This window comes from Rubrobacter marinus, from assembly GCF_011492965.1.
Taxonomy (GTDB): Bacteria; Actinomycetota; Rubrobacteria; order Rubrobacterales; family Rubrobacteraceae; genus Rubrobacter_F; species Rubrobacter_F marinus.
In genome coordinates, this window is sequence record NZ_CP045121.1 from 2923513 (window position 1) to 2938683 (window position 15171).

19 protein-coding genes are annotated in these 15171 nt (G+C 70.8%); 2 read left to right on the forward strand and 17 right to left on the reverse strand.

Going from position 1 to position 15171, the window contains the following annotated elements; genetic code table 11:
* Positions 1-192: 192 nt before the first annotated feature.
* The 8 genes from GBA65_RS14995 to GBA65_RS15030 all read right to left on the reverse strand — a co-directional run bounded on the left by GBA65_RS14995 (position 193) and on the right by GBA65_RS15030 (position 8408).
* Positions 193-825: a response regulator transcription factor gene (locus tag GBA65_RS14995; protein WP_207955806.1), complete on the reverse strand. Its 633-nt coding sequence runs from the start codon at positions 823-825 to the stop codon at positions 193-195.
* Positions 822-1718, reverse strand: a complete 897-nt coding sequence (locus tag GBA65_RS15000; RefSeq protein WP_166397239.1) for a S1C family serine protease — start codon at positions 1716-1718, stop codon at positions 822-824. The genes GBA65_RS14995 and GBA65_RS15000 overlap by 4 nt, the downstream gene beginning before the upstream one ends.
* A gap of 1 nt (position 1719) precedes the next feature.
* Positions 1720-2634, reverse strand: coding sequence for a S1C family serine protease (locus tag GBA65_RS15005; protein ID WP_166397240.1), 915 nt, complete (start codon positions 2632-2634; stop codon positions 1720-1722).
* Between the two features lie 415 nt (positions 2635-3049).
* Positions 3050-3520, reverse strand: coding sequence for a TIGR00725 family protein (locus GBA65_RS15010; RefSeq protein WP_166397241.1), 471 nt, complete (start codon positions 3518-3520; stop codon positions 3050-3052).
* A complete protein-coding gene (locus tag GBA65_RS15015; protein WP_166397242.1) occupies positions 3517-5622 on the reverse strand; it encodes a DEAD/DEAH box helicase in 2106 nt (701 codons plus the stop codon). The genes GBA65_RS15010 and GBA65_RS15015 overlap by 4 nt, the downstream gene beginning before the upstream one ends.
* 218 nt (positions 5623-5840) lie before the next feature.
* A complete protein-coding gene (gene recR / locus GBA65_RS15020; RefSeq protein ID WP_166397243.1) occupies positions 5841-6440 on the reverse strand; it encodes a recombination mediator RecR in 600 nt (199 codons plus the stop codon).
* A gap of 10 nt (positions 6441-6450) precedes the next feature.
* Entirely contained in the window at positions 6451-6756 is a 306-nt protein-coding gene (locus GBA65_RS15025; RefSeq protein WP_228281984.1) for a YbaB/EbfC family nucleoid-associated protein, read from the reverse strand.
* Positions 6753-8408 carry a recombinase family protein gene (locus tag GBA65_RS15030; protein WP_166397245.1) on the reverse strand — a complete coding sequence of 552 codons (1656 nt, stop codon included), beginning with the start codon at positions 8406-8408 and terminating at the stop codon, positions 6753-6755. The genes GBA65_RS15025 and GBA65_RS15030 overlap by 4 nt, the downstream gene beginning before the upstream one ends.
* 353 nt (positions 8409-8761) lie before the next feature.
* On the opposite strand from GBA65_RS15030, the gene GBA65_RS15035 reads away from it, so the two are divergent.
* Both GBA65_RS15035 and GBA65_RS15040 read left to right on the forward strand, forming a co-directional pair.
* The gene (locus GBA65_RS15035; protein ID WP_207955807.1) at positions 8762-9166 is read left to right on the forward strand and encodes an excalibur calcium-binding domain-containing protein; all 405 of its coding nucleotides are present in this window, start codon (positions 8762-8764) and stop codon (positions 9164-9166) included.
* Between the two features lie 120 nt (positions 9167-9286).
* Complete coding sequence (locus GBA65_RS15040) at positions 9287-9874, forward strand: DUF4352 domain-containing protein (RefSeq protein WP_166397246.1); 588 nt, start codon at positions 9287-9289, stop codon at positions 9872-9874.
* Here the strand turns inward: GBA65_RS15040 and GBA65_RS15045 are convergent.
* The 9 genes from GBA65_RS15045 to GBA65_RS15085 all read right to left on the reverse strand — a co-directional run bounded on the left by GBA65_RS15045 (position 9871) and on the right by GBA65_RS15085 (position 15134).
* Positions 9871-10428, reverse strand: coding sequence for a hypothetical protein (locus GBA65_RS15045; RefSeq protein WP_166397247.1), 558 nt, complete (start codon positions 10426-10428; stop codon positions 9871-9873). The genes GBA65_RS15040 and GBA65_RS15045 overlap by 4 nt on opposite strands.
* Positions 10425-10718, reverse strand: coding sequence for a hypothetical protein (locus tag GBA65_RS15050; RefSeq protein WP_166397248.1), 294 nt, complete (start codon positions 10716-10718; stop codon positions 10425-10427). The genes GBA65_RS15045 and GBA65_RS15050 overlap by 4 nt, the downstream gene beginning before the upstream one ends.
* 23 nt (positions 10719-10741) lie before the next feature.
* The gene (locus GBA65_RS15055; RefSeq protein WP_166397249.1) at positions 10742-11809 is read right to left on the reverse strand and encodes a hypothetical protein; all 1068 of its coding nucleotides are present in this window, start codon (positions 11807-11809) and stop codon (positions 10742-10744) included.
* 4 nt (positions 11810-11813) lie between these two features.
* Positions 11814-13052 carry a S8 family peptidase gene (locus tag GBA65_RS15060; RefSeq protein WP_166397250.1) on the reverse strand — a complete coding sequence of 413 codons (1239 nt, stop codon included), beginning with the start codon at positions 13050-13052 and terminating at the stop codon, positions 11814-11816.
* 127 nt (positions 13053-13179) lie between these two features.
* Positions 13180-13530, reverse strand: a complete 351-nt coding sequence (locus GBA65_RS15065) for a hypothetical protein (RefSeq protein WP_166397251.1) — start codon at positions 13528-13530, stop codon at positions 13180-13182.
* A gap of 22 nt (positions 13531-13552) precedes the next feature.
* On the reverse strand, positions 13553-13966 hold the full coding sequence (locus GBA65_RS15070) for a hypothetical protein (protein ID WP_166397252.1): 414 nt from the start codon (positions 13964-13966) through the stop codon (positions 13553-13555).
* Positions 13959-14438 (reverse strand): hypothetical protein, encoded by a 480-nt coding sequence (locus tag GBA65_RS15075; RefSeq protein WP_166397253.1) that lies wholly within the window; start codon positions 14436-14438, stop codon positions 13959-13961. Before GBA65_RS15075 ends, GBA65_RS15070 begins: the two co-directional genes overlap by 8 nt.
* Positions 14438-14749 (reverse strand): hypothetical protein, encoded by a 312-nt coding sequence (locus GBA65_RS15080; RefSeq protein ID WP_166397254.1) that lies wholly within the window; start codon positions 14747-14749, stop codon positions 14438-14440. The genes GBA65_RS15075 and GBA65_RS15080 overlap by 1 nt, the downstream gene beginning before the upstream one ends.
* Entirely contained in the window at positions 14739-15134 is a 396-nt protein-coding gene (locus GBA65_RS15085) for a hypothetical protein (protein ID WP_166397255.1), read from the reverse strand. Before GBA65_RS15085 ends, GBA65_RS15080 begins: the two co-directional genes overlap by 11 nt.
* Positions 15135-15171: the final 37 nt, after the last annotated feature.

The following is a 15171-nucleotide window of genomic DNA, read 5'->3' on the forward strand; positions in this document are numbered from 1 at the left end:
GGCCACTCGTCCGCGGCGCCCGCCGGAGGCAGGTCGCCGAGCACCGGGTCGGGGACAGGGCTCGCCGGTGGCGCGGCGCGAGATCCCGGCGACGTGAGCCCGCGGTGTAGGCCTCGCGGTCGTCGCGGTACGTGACGGCGAGCCGGTGCTTCGACCGGTCGCCGCGCGGTCGTCGCTCGGGCGTCTCGCTTTTTAGAGGGAGATCAAGCCTCGCCTCGCGCCCTCGCCCATCGCCTCGGTGCGGCTGGAGACGCCGAGCTTGGCGTAGAGGGAGGAGACGTGGAACTTGACGGTGTGCTCGCTTATGCGCAGCTGGCGCGCGATCATCTTGTTGGACAGCCCCCTGCCGAGGGCTTCCAGTACCTCTCTCTCCCGCCCGGTCAGGGGCTCCGAGAGCTCCTCCACGGCGGCCACGCGGGTCTCTTCGAGCAGTCGGTCCGCCACGGGGATGGGCAGGACCACGAGGCCCTGTCCCACCGCGAGGACGGCCGCCGCGAGCTCCTCCGGTGGGGCGTCGGGCGGCACGATGCCCCACGCCCTGAGCGGAGCGTCGCGCAGGGCGGCGATCGGCCCCGCGTCGTCTTCGGAGAGCACGACGAGGGCGATCTCCCCCTCGTCGGAGAGGGCGTGGACCGCATCCTCCAGGGGCTCCTCACCCGCCACGAGGACGACGTCGACCCCCGCCGCCCCGAGGCCGGAGAGGGCGTCCGCCTCCCCGACCACCTCCACGCCCGAGCCCTCGGCCGAGTGGAGCATCGAGCGTAGCCCGGCCCGGGCCATCGAGGTCGGTGCCACGACGAGAACCCTCGTGGCGGCCGGGCTCACGCCGCCCGCTCCGGCCCCGACGCCTCGAGGTCCACGCTCACCAGGATCTCCTCCCCGCCGCGCAGGACGCGCAGGCGCGCCGTCTCCCCCGCCCGGGCGAGCGCCTCGAAGAGGGCCCCGGCGCCCCCGAACGATGCGCCGTCCTCCGTGCCGAGCAGCACGTCCCCGACGATGATGCCGGCCCTGTCGGCCGGCCCGCCCGCCTTGACCAGGGCGACCGCCAGCCCGGCGTCCCCGCGGACGCCGGCCGGGACCACGCCGACCCCCAGGCGGGGGCGGCCGGTACGGAAGCCCGACACCCAGGCGCTCGCGACGTCGCTCGGGACGGAGAACGCGAAGCCGCCCGAGACCATGGCGTTGATCCCCACGACCTCGCCGCTCGCGTTCAGGAGGGGACCGCCGGAGTTGCCGGGCGCCAGGGAGACGTCGGACATGATGTGCCGCGTCCAGCCCCTCTCGCCGGCCAGCCCGCTCACGATGCCCACCGTCGCGACCCCGGGACGCCCCCACGGGTGCCCGACCGCGAAGACCAGCTCCCCGACGCGCAGGGCCCCGGAGGCTCCGACGGCGGCCGGCGACAGGTCCGCCGGGGCGTCCTTCAGGCGCAGGAGCGCCAGGTCCAGCCGGCCGTCGCGCTTCAGCACCTCGGCGTCGAAGGCCCGGCCGTCGCGGAGGGTCACGCGCGGGCCGGAGCTCCGCCGGCCGCGGCGCCATCCCCGGCCCCCGCGGCCGGCGGAGACCACGTGGTCGTTCGTCAGCACGAGGGCGTCGACCGGCCAGATCACGCCGGCCCCGCCCCCTCGTCTCCCGACCGACACCTCGACGACGCTGCTCCGCGCCCCCTCGACCATCCTCTCGGCGGCGCTCGAAGCCGCCCCGATCCCGGGGACCATGCTACGCCTCCCCACCGCGCTCGCCGACGGTCAGGCGCACCGTCGTCAGCTCGCCGCCGCGCACCAGCCTCAGGGGCACCTCGTCCCCGACCCTCTCCCCCGCGAGGAGCGTCAGCAGATCGTCGGTATCCTCGACCGGCTGGCCGTCCAGCGTCGCCACGATGTCCCCGATCAAGAGCCCGGCGCGCGAGGCGGGGCTGCCGTCCTCGACGCCGACGATCAGGAGCCCGCCCCGCTGCGTGAGGCCGACCCTCTGTGCGTCCGGCAGCCGCACCGGCTGGCTCAGCACCCCGAGGTACCCGCGCTTCGTGGAGCCCTTCTCGGCGAGCGTCCCCGCCACCCGCCACGCGAGCTCGGCCGGGACGGCGAACATCGCCCCCTTGCCGAAGGCCGTCGTCAGGATGCCCAGGACGTCGCCCCGCGCGTCGACCAGCGTCCCCCCCGAGAGCCCGAGAAACGGGGTGGCGTCCGTCTGTGCGTAGCGCTCGAGCCGCGCCCCCCGTCCCGTCCTCAAGGGGCCGCCCACGGCGCTCACGACGCCCAGGGAGGCCCGGACGCCCTCGCCGCGCGCGGGCCTGCCGACGGCCAGCGCGATCTGCCCGACCCGTGGCTCGCCCCCGGCGGCAGCGGCGGCGCTCACCCCCAGCCCCTCGACCCCGAGGACGGCCAGGTCCGTCGAAGGGTCCCGCCCGAGCAGGCGCGCCGCGTGCCTGCTCCCGTCCTCGAGCCCGACCGAAATGTCTTCGTCGCGCTCCAGCGAGTGGCTCGCCGTCAGCACGAGGCCGTCGGCGTGGACGACCCCGCTCGCCGACCTGCGCCTCCGTCCGTACACCCGGACCAGCGACGGCTCTATCTTCTCGACGGCCTCTGCCAGCCCGTCCGACAACGTGCCCAGCGTCTCTTCCTTGCGCTCCATCTACTTCTCCCGTTCGTTCTCGACTAGGGAGATCGTAGCGCTGCGCACCGGGCCAGGCATCGCCCTTTCGGCTAGTTCGAGCCCCGGAAGAACGGCCAGGGCGCATAGTAGGTTACGGAGGCACGGGGCGCGGGCAAAGTCGAGCCAGCGGGGAGGAGGCGAGACGAGCGCCGGATCCACACCCCCGACGCCGCGCTCGCGCTCTGCCTCGGCCCCCTGCTGGTCGTGGCGGCAGTGGCCGCCTCCCGCCTCCCGAGCGCCCCACCCGCGACGCCGGGGTAGGCCGGACGTCGCTTCCCCGTCGCAGGGCTCCCCGGGAGATCTTCCCGTAACCTCTACCCCCTGCTGGACGGGTTCGGCGAACGAGCGACCTCTGGCCTGCCCTCGTCCCCCACAGCGCCCGCGCCGCGAGACGCTACGCGCCGGGGCGTCCTAATGCCCTCTCCACGGCCTCCTCCGGGGACGCCGCGACGGCGACGTGCTCCCCGAGGTCCCAGCCGCGCAGGGCGACGACAGGGCGCCCGACCTTCAGGGCCAGCCCGATCTCCGAGAGCGTCCCGTACCCGCCCCCGACGGCGATAACGGCGTCGGCCGAGCAGACGACCGCGAGGTTGCGCGCCTGCCCGATGCCCGTCGCCACCGAGTGGGTGAGGAACGGGTTGACCCTGCGCCGGTCCTCGTCGGGCAGGATGCCGACGGCGACGCCGCCCGCCTCCGTCGCCCCGCGGGCGGCGGCCTCCATCACGCCCGCGAGCCCGCCGCAGACCACGACCCCGCCGCGAACAGCGACGAGCCGCCCGACCTCGTGCGCGAGGCCGTAAGTCTCGTCGTCCGCGTCGCCGGGTCCGATGACGGAGACGTAGCGGGGCCGAGGGGTCCCGCTCACGCTATCGGGTAGCGGCTCACCTGGCCGAGAAGGAAGCGAAGGACCCGTATGGCGCCGTCCTTCGAGAGGGGCTCGTTCCAGTTGCCGCACTTGGGGGACTGGACGCAGGCCGGGCAGCCGCGCTTGCACGGGCAGCGGGCGAGGACGGAGAGGGTGTCGCGGGCGAGCTCCTCGAAGGTCTCGTAGCCGCGCTCGGAGATGCCGACGCCGCCGGGGTAGCCGTCGTAGACGAAGATCGTCGGCAGACGCGTCGCCCGGTGGACGGCGACGGAGAGCCCGCCGATATCCCCCGGTCGCACATCGCGAAGAGGGGGAGCAGGCCTATCGTCGCGTGCTCCGCGGCGTGCAGGGCGCCGAGAAACTCCACGAAGCTCGGACGGCCCTCCTCCCCAGGAGTCGGCGGCGGTATCGGCGGCATCGGGGGCAGGGTGACCCAGAGCCCTCGCGTCTCGAAGTCCGTCGGCGGCAGGTCGAGGGGGAAGACGCCGATCTCGCGTCCGTCCTGGACCTGGATCTTCTTGTACTGGGTGACGACGTCGGTGGTGCGCACGCGGCCCCAGTGGAGCTTCGCGCCGTTGGCCAGATCCCTCTTCTGCATCTCTTCGAGGATATCCACGTCCGTCTCGACCCGTACCCTGGTGTAGTAGCGGTTCGGGACGAGCCTGACGCGGGCGTTGTGGGCGGGGAGGTTCAGGTCCTCGACCTCGTAGGCGCGGCCCCGGTGCAGGTAGGTCGCGCCGGGGTGGAGCTCCATCGGGGCGCGGCGCGACTCGACCGAGCCGATCACCTCCCCCTCCCGATCCGCCACAAGGACGGACTCCGCGTCCGCGGACCTCAGGGAGATCTTCCACGCCGGGTTGTCCCCCCGGCGTAGTGGAGCCTCCCCCGCTCCTCACGAGCTGTCCCTCCTCCGCCAGGTCCTCCGTGACCCGGTCGAACCCGAACCCGAAGTAGCGGTCGTCCGCCGCGTCGAGCGGCGACTCGTGCGCCGCCGCCAGGAGGTGCGGCCCCAGCACGTAGGGGTTCTCCAGGGTGAGCCGCGCCGCCTCGACGCGCCTGCCCAGGACCTTCTCCGGGTTCTCGTAGAGGTACTGGTCCAGGGAGTCCCTTCCGGCGATGTACACGGCGAGCGACGGGTCCTTGCCGCGCCCGGCCCTTCCCCACTGCTGCCAGATCGAGGCGACGCTCCCCGGATAGCCGCAGCAGACGACGGCGTCCAGAGCGCCCACGTCCACCCCGAGCTCCAGCGCGTTCGTGGAGACGACGCCCAGAAGCTCCCCGCTGAAGAGCCTGCCCTCGATCTCCCTGCGCTCCCGGACGGTGTAGCCCGCCCGGTACGGCGAGACGCGCCGCGCGAGGTTTGGACCCAGGCGGTCGGCGGCGTAGCGGTAGATAAGCTCGGCGGACTTGCGGCTCTTGGCGAACGCGATGGTGCGCACCCCCTGCGCCACGAGCTTCGAGAACACGAAGGCCGCCTCCGTGAGCATGCTCCGCCGGTCGCCCTTCTCCTCGTCCTTGAGCGGCGGGTTCCTGAACACCACGCGCCTGGGCCCCGAGGAGGCCCCGTCGTTGTCCACGAGCGAGAACGGCAGGCCGGTGAGAACCTCCGCGAGCTCCAGGGGGTTCGCGATGGTAGCGCTCGTGAGGACGAACCTGGGGTCGGCGCCGTGAAGCTCGGCCACTCGCCTCAGGCGCCGCATGACGGCGGCGACGTGGGAGCCGAAGACCCCGCGCAGGAGGTGGGCCTCGTCGACGGCGATGATCTGGAGGTTCCTGAAGAAGTCCGACCAGGGGCCCTCGTGGCTCGGGAGGAGGGCGACGTTGAGCATGTCCGGGTTCGTCAGGATGACGTTGGCGCGGCGGCGTACCTCCGAGCGCAGGGCCTTCGGCGTGTCCCGATCGTACGTAGCCGGGTAGACGCCGCGCAGCTTGAGCTTCTGGATCTTCTGCAGCTGGTCCTGCGCGAGCGCCTTCGTCGGGTACAGAAACAGCGCGCGGTTCTTCGGGCTCTGAAGGGCGTTCTCGAAGGCGGGGATCTTGTAGCAAAGCGACTTCCCGCTCGCCGTCGCCGTCGCGACGATGACGTTCTCCCCCGCCCGCACCCGCTCGTATGCCTCCAGCTGGTGCGAGTAGAGCCTCCCCGCCCCATCGACCCCAGGGCCCTCTCGAGCTCGCGGGGGAACTCCGGCGCCTTGACGAGCTTCGGGGGTGCGGGGCGAGGGTCGCCACCGTCTCGCCTAAAGCGTCGACCGTGCGGCGGGAGAGGCCGGCGAGGGAGGAGCCCTCGGGGGGTCCTCCCCCGGAACGTTCCTCCAGGCCCCTAGATCTCACGCCGTCCGGCGAAGGCGCGGCCGAGCGTAACCTCGTCGGCGTACTCCAGGTCGCCGCCGACGGGCAGGCCGCTGGCCAGCGCCGTCACCCGGACCGGCTTCTCCTTGAGCTCCCCGGAGATAAACAGGGCGGTCGCCTCGCCGGTGGTGTTAGGGTTGGTGGCGACGACGATCTCCTTCGTCCCTTCGGCGTCGACCCGCTCGACGAGCTCGGCGATGCGGAGGTCCTCGGGCTCTATCCCGTCGAGCGGCGAGAGGGAGCCGCCGAGGACGTGGTAGAGGCCCCGGTACTCGCCCGTGCGCTCTATGGGGCCGATGTCGTAGGGGTCCTCGACCACGCAGATCACGGCCGGGTCACGCCTGGGGTCGCGGCAGATGTCGCACTCTTCCTCCTCCGTGAGGTTGAAGCAGCGCCTGCACGGCTTGATGCGCTCCTTGACCTCACGCAGGGCCTCGGCGAGCGCCTTCGCGTCGTCCGGCCGCCCGCGGACGACGTGGAAGGCTATCCTCTGGGCGCTCTTCGGCCCGATGGAGGGTAGCTTCGAGAGTTCCGTGATGAGGCGCTCGACCGGCCTCGCGTACGTCGCCAAGGGGCTTTCGCTACATCCCCGGTATGTTCAGCCCGAGGTCGCCAAGACCGCCGGTGATGCCGCCGAGGCGCTTGGAGGCCATCTCCTGCGCGCTGTTCAGGGACTCGTTGACGGCGGCGAGCACCATATCCTGGAGCATCTCGACGTCCTCGGGGTCGAGGACCTCCGGGTCGATCTCCAGCGAGACGAGCTCGAGGCCACCGGTCATCGTCGCCTTGACCGCCCCGCCGCCGGCGCTCGCCGTCACGGTCTCGCGGGCAAGCTCCTCCTGGGCCTGCTGCATCTCCTGCTGCATCTTCTGGACCTGCTGCATCATCTTGTTGACGTTCTGTCGCGGTGACAAACCTCTTCTCCTCCCAGGGCGCCGAAGACTATCCTCAGGGGCTCGTCCCTGGTCCGCGCCGCGACCACGGTGACCCCCAGACGATTGTACACTTCCCGGCGAGCTTCTCCCCCCAGCGCGTCGAGGTCGCCCGCCGCGAAGCCCTCGTAGCGGCGCATCAGGGCCTCGCCCTCGGCTTCCTCCTCGTCCGCCCTGAGCCTCCTCGCCCGCGCGTCCCGGAGGGCGGCCTCGGCGTCCTCGCGGGCCTTCGAGAGCGCCGCCAGGGACGCCCGGAGCTCCTCCAGCGTCATCGCGTCGGCCCGGAACATCTCCTGGTCCTTCGCCCGCTTGCGGTCGCACTCGGCCACGACGGCCGCCAGCCTCTTCGCCTCCCGCTCGGGGCCGCCCGACCGGCGCCGGCGGGACCTCTTGTGCGCCTCGAGCATCCTCCTGAGCCGCGCGGGGTCGAGGAGGAGGCCCCTCACGGCCGCCCACACCTCGGCCTCCGTCTTCTCGGCGTTCGGGGTGCGCGAGTAGGAACAGGCGTCCTTGCCCCTCTGGCGGCGCGTGGTGCAGGCGTAGTAGTGGTGCTCCCTGGCGGGGCGGCCCTCGGCCCCCTTCTTGCGGGCGGAGACGGCCACGAGCGCCCGGTCGCACCCCGGGCACCGCAAGACCCCGCCCGAGAGCTCCCAGTCCCTCCTCGCCGCCTTCGAGCTCTTCTCGTTGTCGGCGAGCGCCCTCCTCGCCGCGTCGACGGTCTCCGCCGCGAGCCCCGAGGGCGGCACGGGGACGGCGATCCACTGCTCGCGCGGCTTCTCCCTGACGCGGCGGGACTTTTTGTGCCCGGTCGGCGTCGGGACGCGCACCGTGCGCACGCCGCGGCGGTTGTACCACCACACCCCGTAGAGGCCGTCCTTATCGAGCCGGGCGAGGACCTCCGGGGCCACGCCCATCCCCTCGAGCTCCCCGACCGCGTGCGGCCTGTAGCAGTCGTCGTAGATCGCCTGGCGGGCGAACGTCCTCTGCCACTTCCCGGCGTTGGGCGCCGGCACCCCCTCGGCGTCCAGCGTTGAGACGACGCCGTGCAAGGAGGACCCGGAGGCGACCGAGGAGATCACGCGCCGGACGTTTCGCATCTCCTCCTCGACCACGACGTAGGAGTCGCGCGACGGCCCGTAGCGGTAGCCGTAGTCCGGGAGGCGCCCGGCGATCACCTTGCCCTGGCGGGCCTTCTCGCGCCGGCCGGCGGCGGTCCTTTGCGTGATCTGCTCGCGCTCGTACTCGGCGAAGTCGTCCTGCACGCCGTCGCCGATCCTGTTGCCGGTGTCGTTCAGCGCCACGAGCGAGACCCCGTACTCCTCGAGATCGCGGTCCATCAGGAGGCGGTAGAGGCGGGAGCGGAACAGGCGGTCGCGCTTCGTCGCCACCACGGCCCCGATCGCGCCGCGCTCGGCGAGCTCCATGGCGCGCATCAGGCCGGGGCGGTCCGGGTCGGACCCTGGGTAGCCGTCGTCGACGCACTCCTCGACGACCTCCAGGCCCTCGCGCCTCGCGTGGTCGCGGAGCGTGCGAAGCTGGTCGGAGATGGAGAAGCCGTTCTTTTGTTCCTCGGTCGAGACTCGGGCGTAGAGCACCGCTCTGGGCATGAGGAGCATTCTGCACCAGGGGGCGGGGCGGCGCCACGATCTCATCCCAAAAGAACGAGGCGGACAGCCGCGACCGACGCTAAAGTGTCCGCATGATCCATCCTACGGAGCAATGCCTGTTTTGTCGTCGCGAGTTGAACCCGTTCGAGCTGGTGGTCGTTCTCGACACCGGGGAAAGGAAGCGAGCCGGAGAGGTCACGTTCGCAGAGAGCGCCGATGGCTTGCGCTGCGCCGGCTGCGTTCCGGAAAACGAGTAGCGCGAGGGATCGCCACGCATTATCGTGCTTGCCGTGGGTGAGGGGGGGTGCAGGCGCCCCTTCGCATGGAAGCAAACCCGATGCGTGAGGAGGAACGTGAGAAGACTGTTTCTGTTAGCAGCCCTATCCCTGATGACGATGCTGGTGTTCGCGCCTTCGGCCATGGCCCAGGCCGGAGACCTCGACTGCGCCGACTTCGCGACGCAGGAAGAGGCCCAGGCGACCTACGACCAGGATCCGAGCGACCCCAACGGGCTCGACGACGACGGCGACGGCGTGGCCTGCGAAACCCTGGACAGCGGCGGGGCCGGGGCCGGTTCCACGGGTTACCAGTATGCCGAGACCCCGGCCGCCCCGCAGGGCTCGTCCCAGCCGCTACTGGAGTCGGGCGGCGACCTGGAGCTGCCGGCCACCGGCGGGGCCTCGCTGCTGCTTACGGCCGGCCTGCTGCTGGCGGGCGCCGGCGTCATGGCCGCGGGCCTCTCGCGCCGCGCGAGGTAGTTCTTCCTCGAGGGGAGGGCCTGTGCTCCCCCCGAACGCGGTATTCGAGCAAAGAGAAACCGAGGATCGAAGGCTTGCGGCGCTGCGGCGCCCATGTCGTTAGGTGGGAAGGGGCGTCTGGTGGGACGGAAGATCCTGATGGGTTGCGGCGGTTTGGCGATACTCGGGGTGCTGGGCATAGTCGCGGTGGGATGCCTGGCCGTTTTGAGTAGCAGCGGGTCGGACACCGCCGACTCGTCGATCGAGGGGAACGAGTCCGCGCAGGACGACGGGGGCTCGGGCGGGCAGCCCGCCGAGGAAAGGCAGGCCGTGCCGGTCGGCGAGAACCTCACGGTCGCGGACGTGGCGTGGCAGGTCACCAACGCGAGGCAGGCGAACCAGTTGACCTCGGAGTTCCAGGAGCCCAAGCAGGGCAACTTCGTGGTCGTGGACTTCGCCTTCACCAACAACGGATCGGAGGCCGTGACCCTCGACTCCGAGTCGCTCGCGCTGATCGACGGCGAGGACCGCACGTTCGAGACCGACAACGAGACCTTCGGCTACATCGACCCGGCGAAGGACATATTCCTCGATCAGGTGAACCCCGGCGTCACGCAGCAGGGCGAGGTTATCTTCACGGTGGCGCCGGGCGCCTCGGACTTCACGCTCGAGCTCGGGGACACCGACATGTTCTCCGACGAGAACGGCTACGTGGACCTGGGCTTCTAGGCGCCCGCCGGGAACCGCGCGCCGAAGAACGCGGCGACGTCGTCCGGGCGCATGAACGCCGCGGGCTTCGGCCAGACGTAACCGAGCCTCGTGTAGCCGTCGCAATTGAAGCCGGTGCAGATGATCGTCGCGGTGCGTGAGAAGTTGAGCTTGCTTCCCGTTAGGAGGGAGATCAGGATGCACAGGATGGAGAGGTAGGAGTAGCCCCAGTCGGCGGCCAGGACGCTTTCGACGTAGGTCTCCAGCTGCTCCAGGTCGCGCGGGTGGATTTCCGGAACGACGATCGCGACCCACGCGCCGCGGTACTTCTCCATGTGCTCGACCTCGGGGCCGAACTCTAAGGATTCGACCATCTGGCCGTGCTCGTGGGTGATCAGGCCGCCGTGGTTCCACCTCGCGTAGCACGCCGGGCTCCGAAGCCCCTGGACGGCCTGTATGGCCCGCGAGATACCGGAGTCCCCGCTCGTGAGGAACATCGAGCCCCGGACGTAGGCGGCGGGGAGCTCCCCGGGGCCGTAGTACTCGACGCGGTGGTAGACGGCCACGGCGCTCACGACTCGCGCCTCTGGCCGTGACAGCGGTAGAGCTCGTCCTTCGCGGGCCGATGCACGGCTATGCCGCCCGACAGCCTCCCCTCGTCGAGGCCCCCCTCCACCGTCCTCTTGACGAAATCGAGGACGGCCAGGATCAGCGGCACGTAGACCGAGAAGCCGTTGGGGACGTTCTCGGGGGTCGAGACGTACAGCACCACGGCGCTTACGGCCGCGAGCACGACGGCGTGGACTAGGCCGCGCAGCATGCCAGCGAGGGACGGGGAGATTCCGTCCCAGTTGATGTTCCTCATGCTTCCCCTTCCAAGTCGTCGGGCTACCAGAACGTCCAGTGCGAATGTCGCCAATGTCCGGGGTCGGAACCGTCCTCGGGCGGGTCCCACGGCTCCCAGCCGCCGGCGCTCGACCACAGGGCGCCGCCGGAGATGAGCCAGCGGATCTTCGGACCAGCCGGATCGTTGAAGACGACGTCGAAGACCTGCTTGCGCAGGGCGTGCCCGATGTCGAACCCGCGGCCCGCCCACGCCCACACGTCGAAGGAGACCGCGTCGAGGCCCCACCCCGGGGGGTGGTCCCGGTACGTGTTGATCCAGATCTTGCCCTTGAGCTTGGGGTGGTTGAGGTACTTGACGACGAGGTCGTAGACGTCCGGGCGCCAGTTGTAGTGCGTGGGATGGGCGTTCACGTAGGCGCCCGAGCCCGGGGAGTGGAGATCGGAGGGGCGCGGGAGGATCTTTCCCGAGTCGGGGACTTGCTGCCCCAGCCTCGCCTTCCACTCCTCGTGCAACGCCATGACGGACGCCGCGTAGGCCCTGCCCGCCGCGAGGTTTCCTTCCCCCGCGTTGTAGGCCGCGAGGCCGTCCGCGTAGCCGAGGTTGTTTATCCGGTCGCGCAAGGACGTGAACCCGGCGATCATCTGGTTGCGCGGGACGTGCGCCCCGCCTATCTTCTCGGCGTGCAAGACGTAGGGCATCGAGGTGATCTGCGGCACCCCTACGCCGTTCGCGCCTACCCCGGGCGGGGGGGCGTTGTAGTTGTCTATGAGCTGCTTGACGCGGCCCTTGGTGACGGGGACGTTGCAGAACGGCGGCACGTTGGTCCAGCGGCTGCCGTGGTCGCAGCCGAAGATGTTGCGCCCCCAGGACTCCCGCTGCACCACGCCAGCCCCGAGGGCCGGGTCGAGGACGAGCTGCCGCGCCACCTCGATCAGGTCCTTGCCGAGCGGCCCGTAGGCGCCCCAGTCCTTCCCGTTCGCCGCGAAGAAGTCGTCGATCTTCTTGGCGTTCGCCTGCTGCTTCGGGTCCAGGGCGGCAGCCGCCACCGCCTCGGGCGGGGCGGAGATGATCGGCCAGCGCGGGGTTACGGGGGGAGTGATCACCGCCACGGCGCTACCCCCTTCTCCGGAGCATCTGCCGCCACCAGGGCACGGTTTGCCTGGGGGGTCGGGGCGTGGGTGTGGGCTCCGGCTTCGGCTCCGGGGCGGGCGTGGGCTCCGGGACCGGGGCGGAGCCGGCGAGCTTGTCGAGGGCGTAGCGCAGACGCCAAGCGCCCGCTCCCTCCTCCTGCGTCGGCTCCGGCGTGTTCCTCGCCGTATTCCGGAGAGAGGCCGCGACCTTCAGGGGCGCGTATCCGGGCTTGCCGTTGCCCTTCGTCGCCCCCATCGCAATGACGCGGGCCTTCTTCGGCGCGGAGGACGAAGTGCCGTTCCAGTTGATGATCCTGGCTTCCCGGTTGAACGACTCGCACCGCACCCCCGGGGTCATGCCGTTGGCGTCCTCGTGGTAGTTCGAGAATTTGCCCCGCTGGTCTACGGTCTCGTCCGCGGCGATCGAGGAGATCACGTCCGGGTAGGCTGCCGGGTAGCCGACCCGGTATTCGTTCTCGTTGCCCGCAGACGCCGTCCAGGCGACGCCGTGGCGGGCCGCGTAGCGCCTCGCGTCGTCGTAGACCGAGGACGGGGAGTCGCCGGAGCCCGAGAAGTTGATCACGTCCGCGCCGTTGTCCACCGCGAACTTCACCGCCCTCGCCGTGTTGGTGGCGCTGCTGCGGCCCTCCTCGTTGAACACGACGCACTCTATGAGCTTCGCCGCGATCGGCACCGCCTCGGGCGTCACGAAGCAGCCGTGCTCGTTCCTCATGCCGCGCGCGGGGCCGTTCGAGACGAAGTCCCAGGACGCTACGATCTCCCAGCCGAACAGGTCCTTGAGGGCCTTCGTGGTGCCGCCGTCGAGGACGGCCACCGTGACGCCCGTGCCGTCCCAGCCCTCCTCCTCCAGGCCGTCGGCGTCCATGTAAGCCATCGTCCTCTTCGGGGGGCGCCAGGAGCCCGTCTGCGCGATCGTCGCGCCCTCGACGAGCTCGACGGGGCCGACCTCGTCCGTGGTGGCGTACACGACGGGCTGCACATAACGGCAATTGTGGGCGTCGAGGAAGGCCGCGACCTCCGCCTCGGTCAGGTCCGCCTCGAAGGAGACCTCGGCGCCGAGGGGCACTCCTGGGTCGTCGTTGGAGTCGATGACGTCGCGGTAGTTGGCCTCGGGGCGCGCCAGCACGGGGCCGGACGCGTCGCGCTCCTCGGGCCGGATCTTCAGGGCGCCGACGACCACGCGCTGCTTCTCTTCGGGCATGCTTGTCCTTTCTTCCGGCAAGGGCCGGGGACGGTTTGTCGCTACTGGAGAACGATTGTTTGCAGGAGTCGTTTGCTATTCGAACGGCCCGGAGGTCGGCGACGGGCCTACGGTCCGGGAGGGGGAGCTAGGCCACTATCGGCACGCCCATGGCCTGCGCGACGGATCCCAGGATCATCCTCATGGGGTCCCTGATCGGCCACGGGTAGGCCAGCCTCACGACCTCCAGGAGCTCGCGCTTCTCCTCGGGGGACCAGTCTGCGGCGGAGAGCCCGAAGGCGAGCGCGACGATCTCCCCCTCGCACAGGCCCTCGACGGAGATCTCGACCGAGCCGGGTCCGACCGCGGTCACGGTGAGGCCCTCCGTGGACGGGGAGTCGAGGAGCGCGAGGAGGGTGCGCGGCTTCCACGACGGGGGCCGGAGACGCAGGTCCTCGGGGTCGTAGAGCGTCCAGAGGTCCGGGACTTCGGCGGTCATGCTTGTCCTCCCTTGCGCCGGGCTAGAGTCCGGGGTCGAGCTCGTGCCCGAGCTGCTCCTCCAAGCGTTTGATCTCGGCGTTGACGAGCGCCGCCAGGTCGCGGTTGCCGGACAGCACGACGTCGCCGACGTAGCGGGCGAAGGTCGTCTTCTGGTCGCCCGAGCGCGGCGTCTTCTCGGAGTAGACGTTGCAGTGCGTGCCGTACGGCGCGACCCGCTCGATCGCGGCCACGAGCTCGTCGGCGCCTATTTGGTGGCTCTCCGGGGCGCGCAGGCCCCTGAGCCGGATCGAAACCGGCGGGTATAGGTCGAAGCCGACGCTGACGCAGGCCACGACCGTGTCCGGGTCCGTGGCGCGGTCGAAGTACCCTATCCAGGGACCGTACGGCAGCTTCTCTTTCGCCGGGTAGCTCAGCATGGGCGTAGGCTTAGGCATCCTCGCCCCCCCTCCCCTTCTTGATCTCACCCTCGATGCGGTGCGCCGTCTCGTTGGTGTCGATGGCCGTCTCCTTGAGCTCGTCCGCGGCGGCTTCCAGCTGGCGCGCGCGGGCGGCCGTCATGCGCCGATTGGTAAACGGAACGTCGATCGCCCCGAGGATGATCAGGACGATGGCGAAGAAGATGCCGAGCCTCGCCACCGCGGCCCGCGTCTCCCGGTCGTTCACGAACAAAAGATCCGCGGCGACGCCGCCGAATATGAGGATAACCACCGTGAACCCGACCGCCGTGCGCCCGAGGTGCAGCGCGAACTCCCGCCGGCCGTTGCGGCGGTTCTCCGTCGCCCGCAGGGACCGCCACGCCGAGGGCAGGACGAACCCGAACACGACGAGCAGGCCGATCACCACCGCCAGGATCACCCCCCGGGTCAGCAGCCGGAGCCCCTGGTCGGACGCGAAGTAGTCCAGCATCAGACCCTCCCCTCGAAGGCTTCCGCCGCGTCGCCGACGAGGGCGGTGGCCCGCTCGCGCTCGAGCTTCGCCACCCTCTCCTTCAGGTCCTGCACGTCGGCCTCCAGGCTCTCCGCGGCTTCCTCCATGCCCATCTCCCTCATGTCTTGTGCCGTCGACTCCTTCGCCTGCGCCTCGGCGTTCAGCCGCGCGCCCGTCCTCGCCGCCCGCTCCGCCCTCGTCCGCCGGAGATCCCCCGCGTCGTGGCGTGGGGGGGCCTCCTGCTCGCGGCCGCGGCCCGTGATCCTGCGCCACCAGTCCCTAACGCTCATCCGGCGCCGCCCTCCTGCCCATCCCCGCCGAGGCGAGCTCGCGCAGGGTCTGCTGGTACTGATCGTTCAGGCGCACCATGTCGGCGGCCAGGCGCACGATCTGCGCGTTCTGGTCCTTGTTCTCCTCCTTGAGCTCCGCGACCTCCTCCTCCTTCTCCGAGAGGCGCTTCTCGTAGGTCTCCTCCATCTCCCGGAAGCGGGGGCCCGTGACGAGTTGGGGCGGGTCGTGCAGCAGCGCGCGCATCAGCAGGCCCACCGTCGCCACGATGCCGAAGATCGTGGCGACGAGGAGACCCACGATCCCTAGCTGCTCCCACTTCGAGAAGTAGTTGGGGTCGGTCGGCATGCTCTGCAGGAGGAGCATGAGGATCTCTACGGTGCCCAAAGTTGGCCCACCTGCGGTATGTTCCGATCGTCGAAGA

Bases quoted from the DNA above. Each gene is read 5' to 3' on its own strand.
- GBA65_RS15000 (WP_166397239.1), bottom strand. From the start codon at position 1,718: ATGGTCCCCGGGATCGGGGCGGCTTCGAGCGCCGCCGAGAGGATGGTC.
- GBA65_RS15005 (WP_166397240.1), bottom strand. From the start codon at position 2,634: ATGGAGCGCAAGGAAGAGACGCTGGGCACGTTGTCGGACGGGCTGGCA.
- GBA65_RS15025 (WP_228281984.1), bottom strand. From the start codon at position 6,756: ATGATGCAGCAGGTCCAGAAGATGCAGCAGGAGATGCAGCAGGCCCAG.
- GBA65_RS15030 (WP_166397245.1), bottom strand. From the start codon at position 8,408: ATGCCCAGAGCGGTGCTCTACGCCCGAGTCTCGACCGAGGAACAAAAG.
- GBA65_RS15050 (WP_166397248.1), bottom strand. From the start codon at position 10,718: ATGAGGAACATCAACTGGGACGGAATCTCCCCGTCCCTCGCTGGCATG.
- GBA65_RS15060 (WP_166397250.1), bottom strand. From the start codon at position 13,052: ATGCCCGAAGAGAAGCAGCGCGTGGTCGTCGGCGCCCTGAAGATCCGG.
- GBA65_RS15065 (WP_166397251.1), bottom strand. From the start codon at position 13,530: ATGACCGCCGAAGTCCCGGACCTCTGGACGCTCTACGACCCCGAGGAC.
- GBA65_RS15070 (WP_166397252.1), bottom strand. From the start codon at position 13,966: ATGCCTAAGCCTACGCCCATGCTGAGCTACCCGGCGAAAGAGAAGCTG.
- GBA65_RS15075 (WP_166397253.1), bottom strand. From the start codon at position 14,438: ATGCTGGACTACTTCGCGTCCGACCAGGGGCTCCGGCTGCTGACCCGG.
- GBA65_RS15080 (WP_166397254.1), bottom strand. From the start codon at position 14,749: ATGAGCGTTAGGGACTGGTGGCGCAGGATCACGGGCCGCGGCCGCGAG.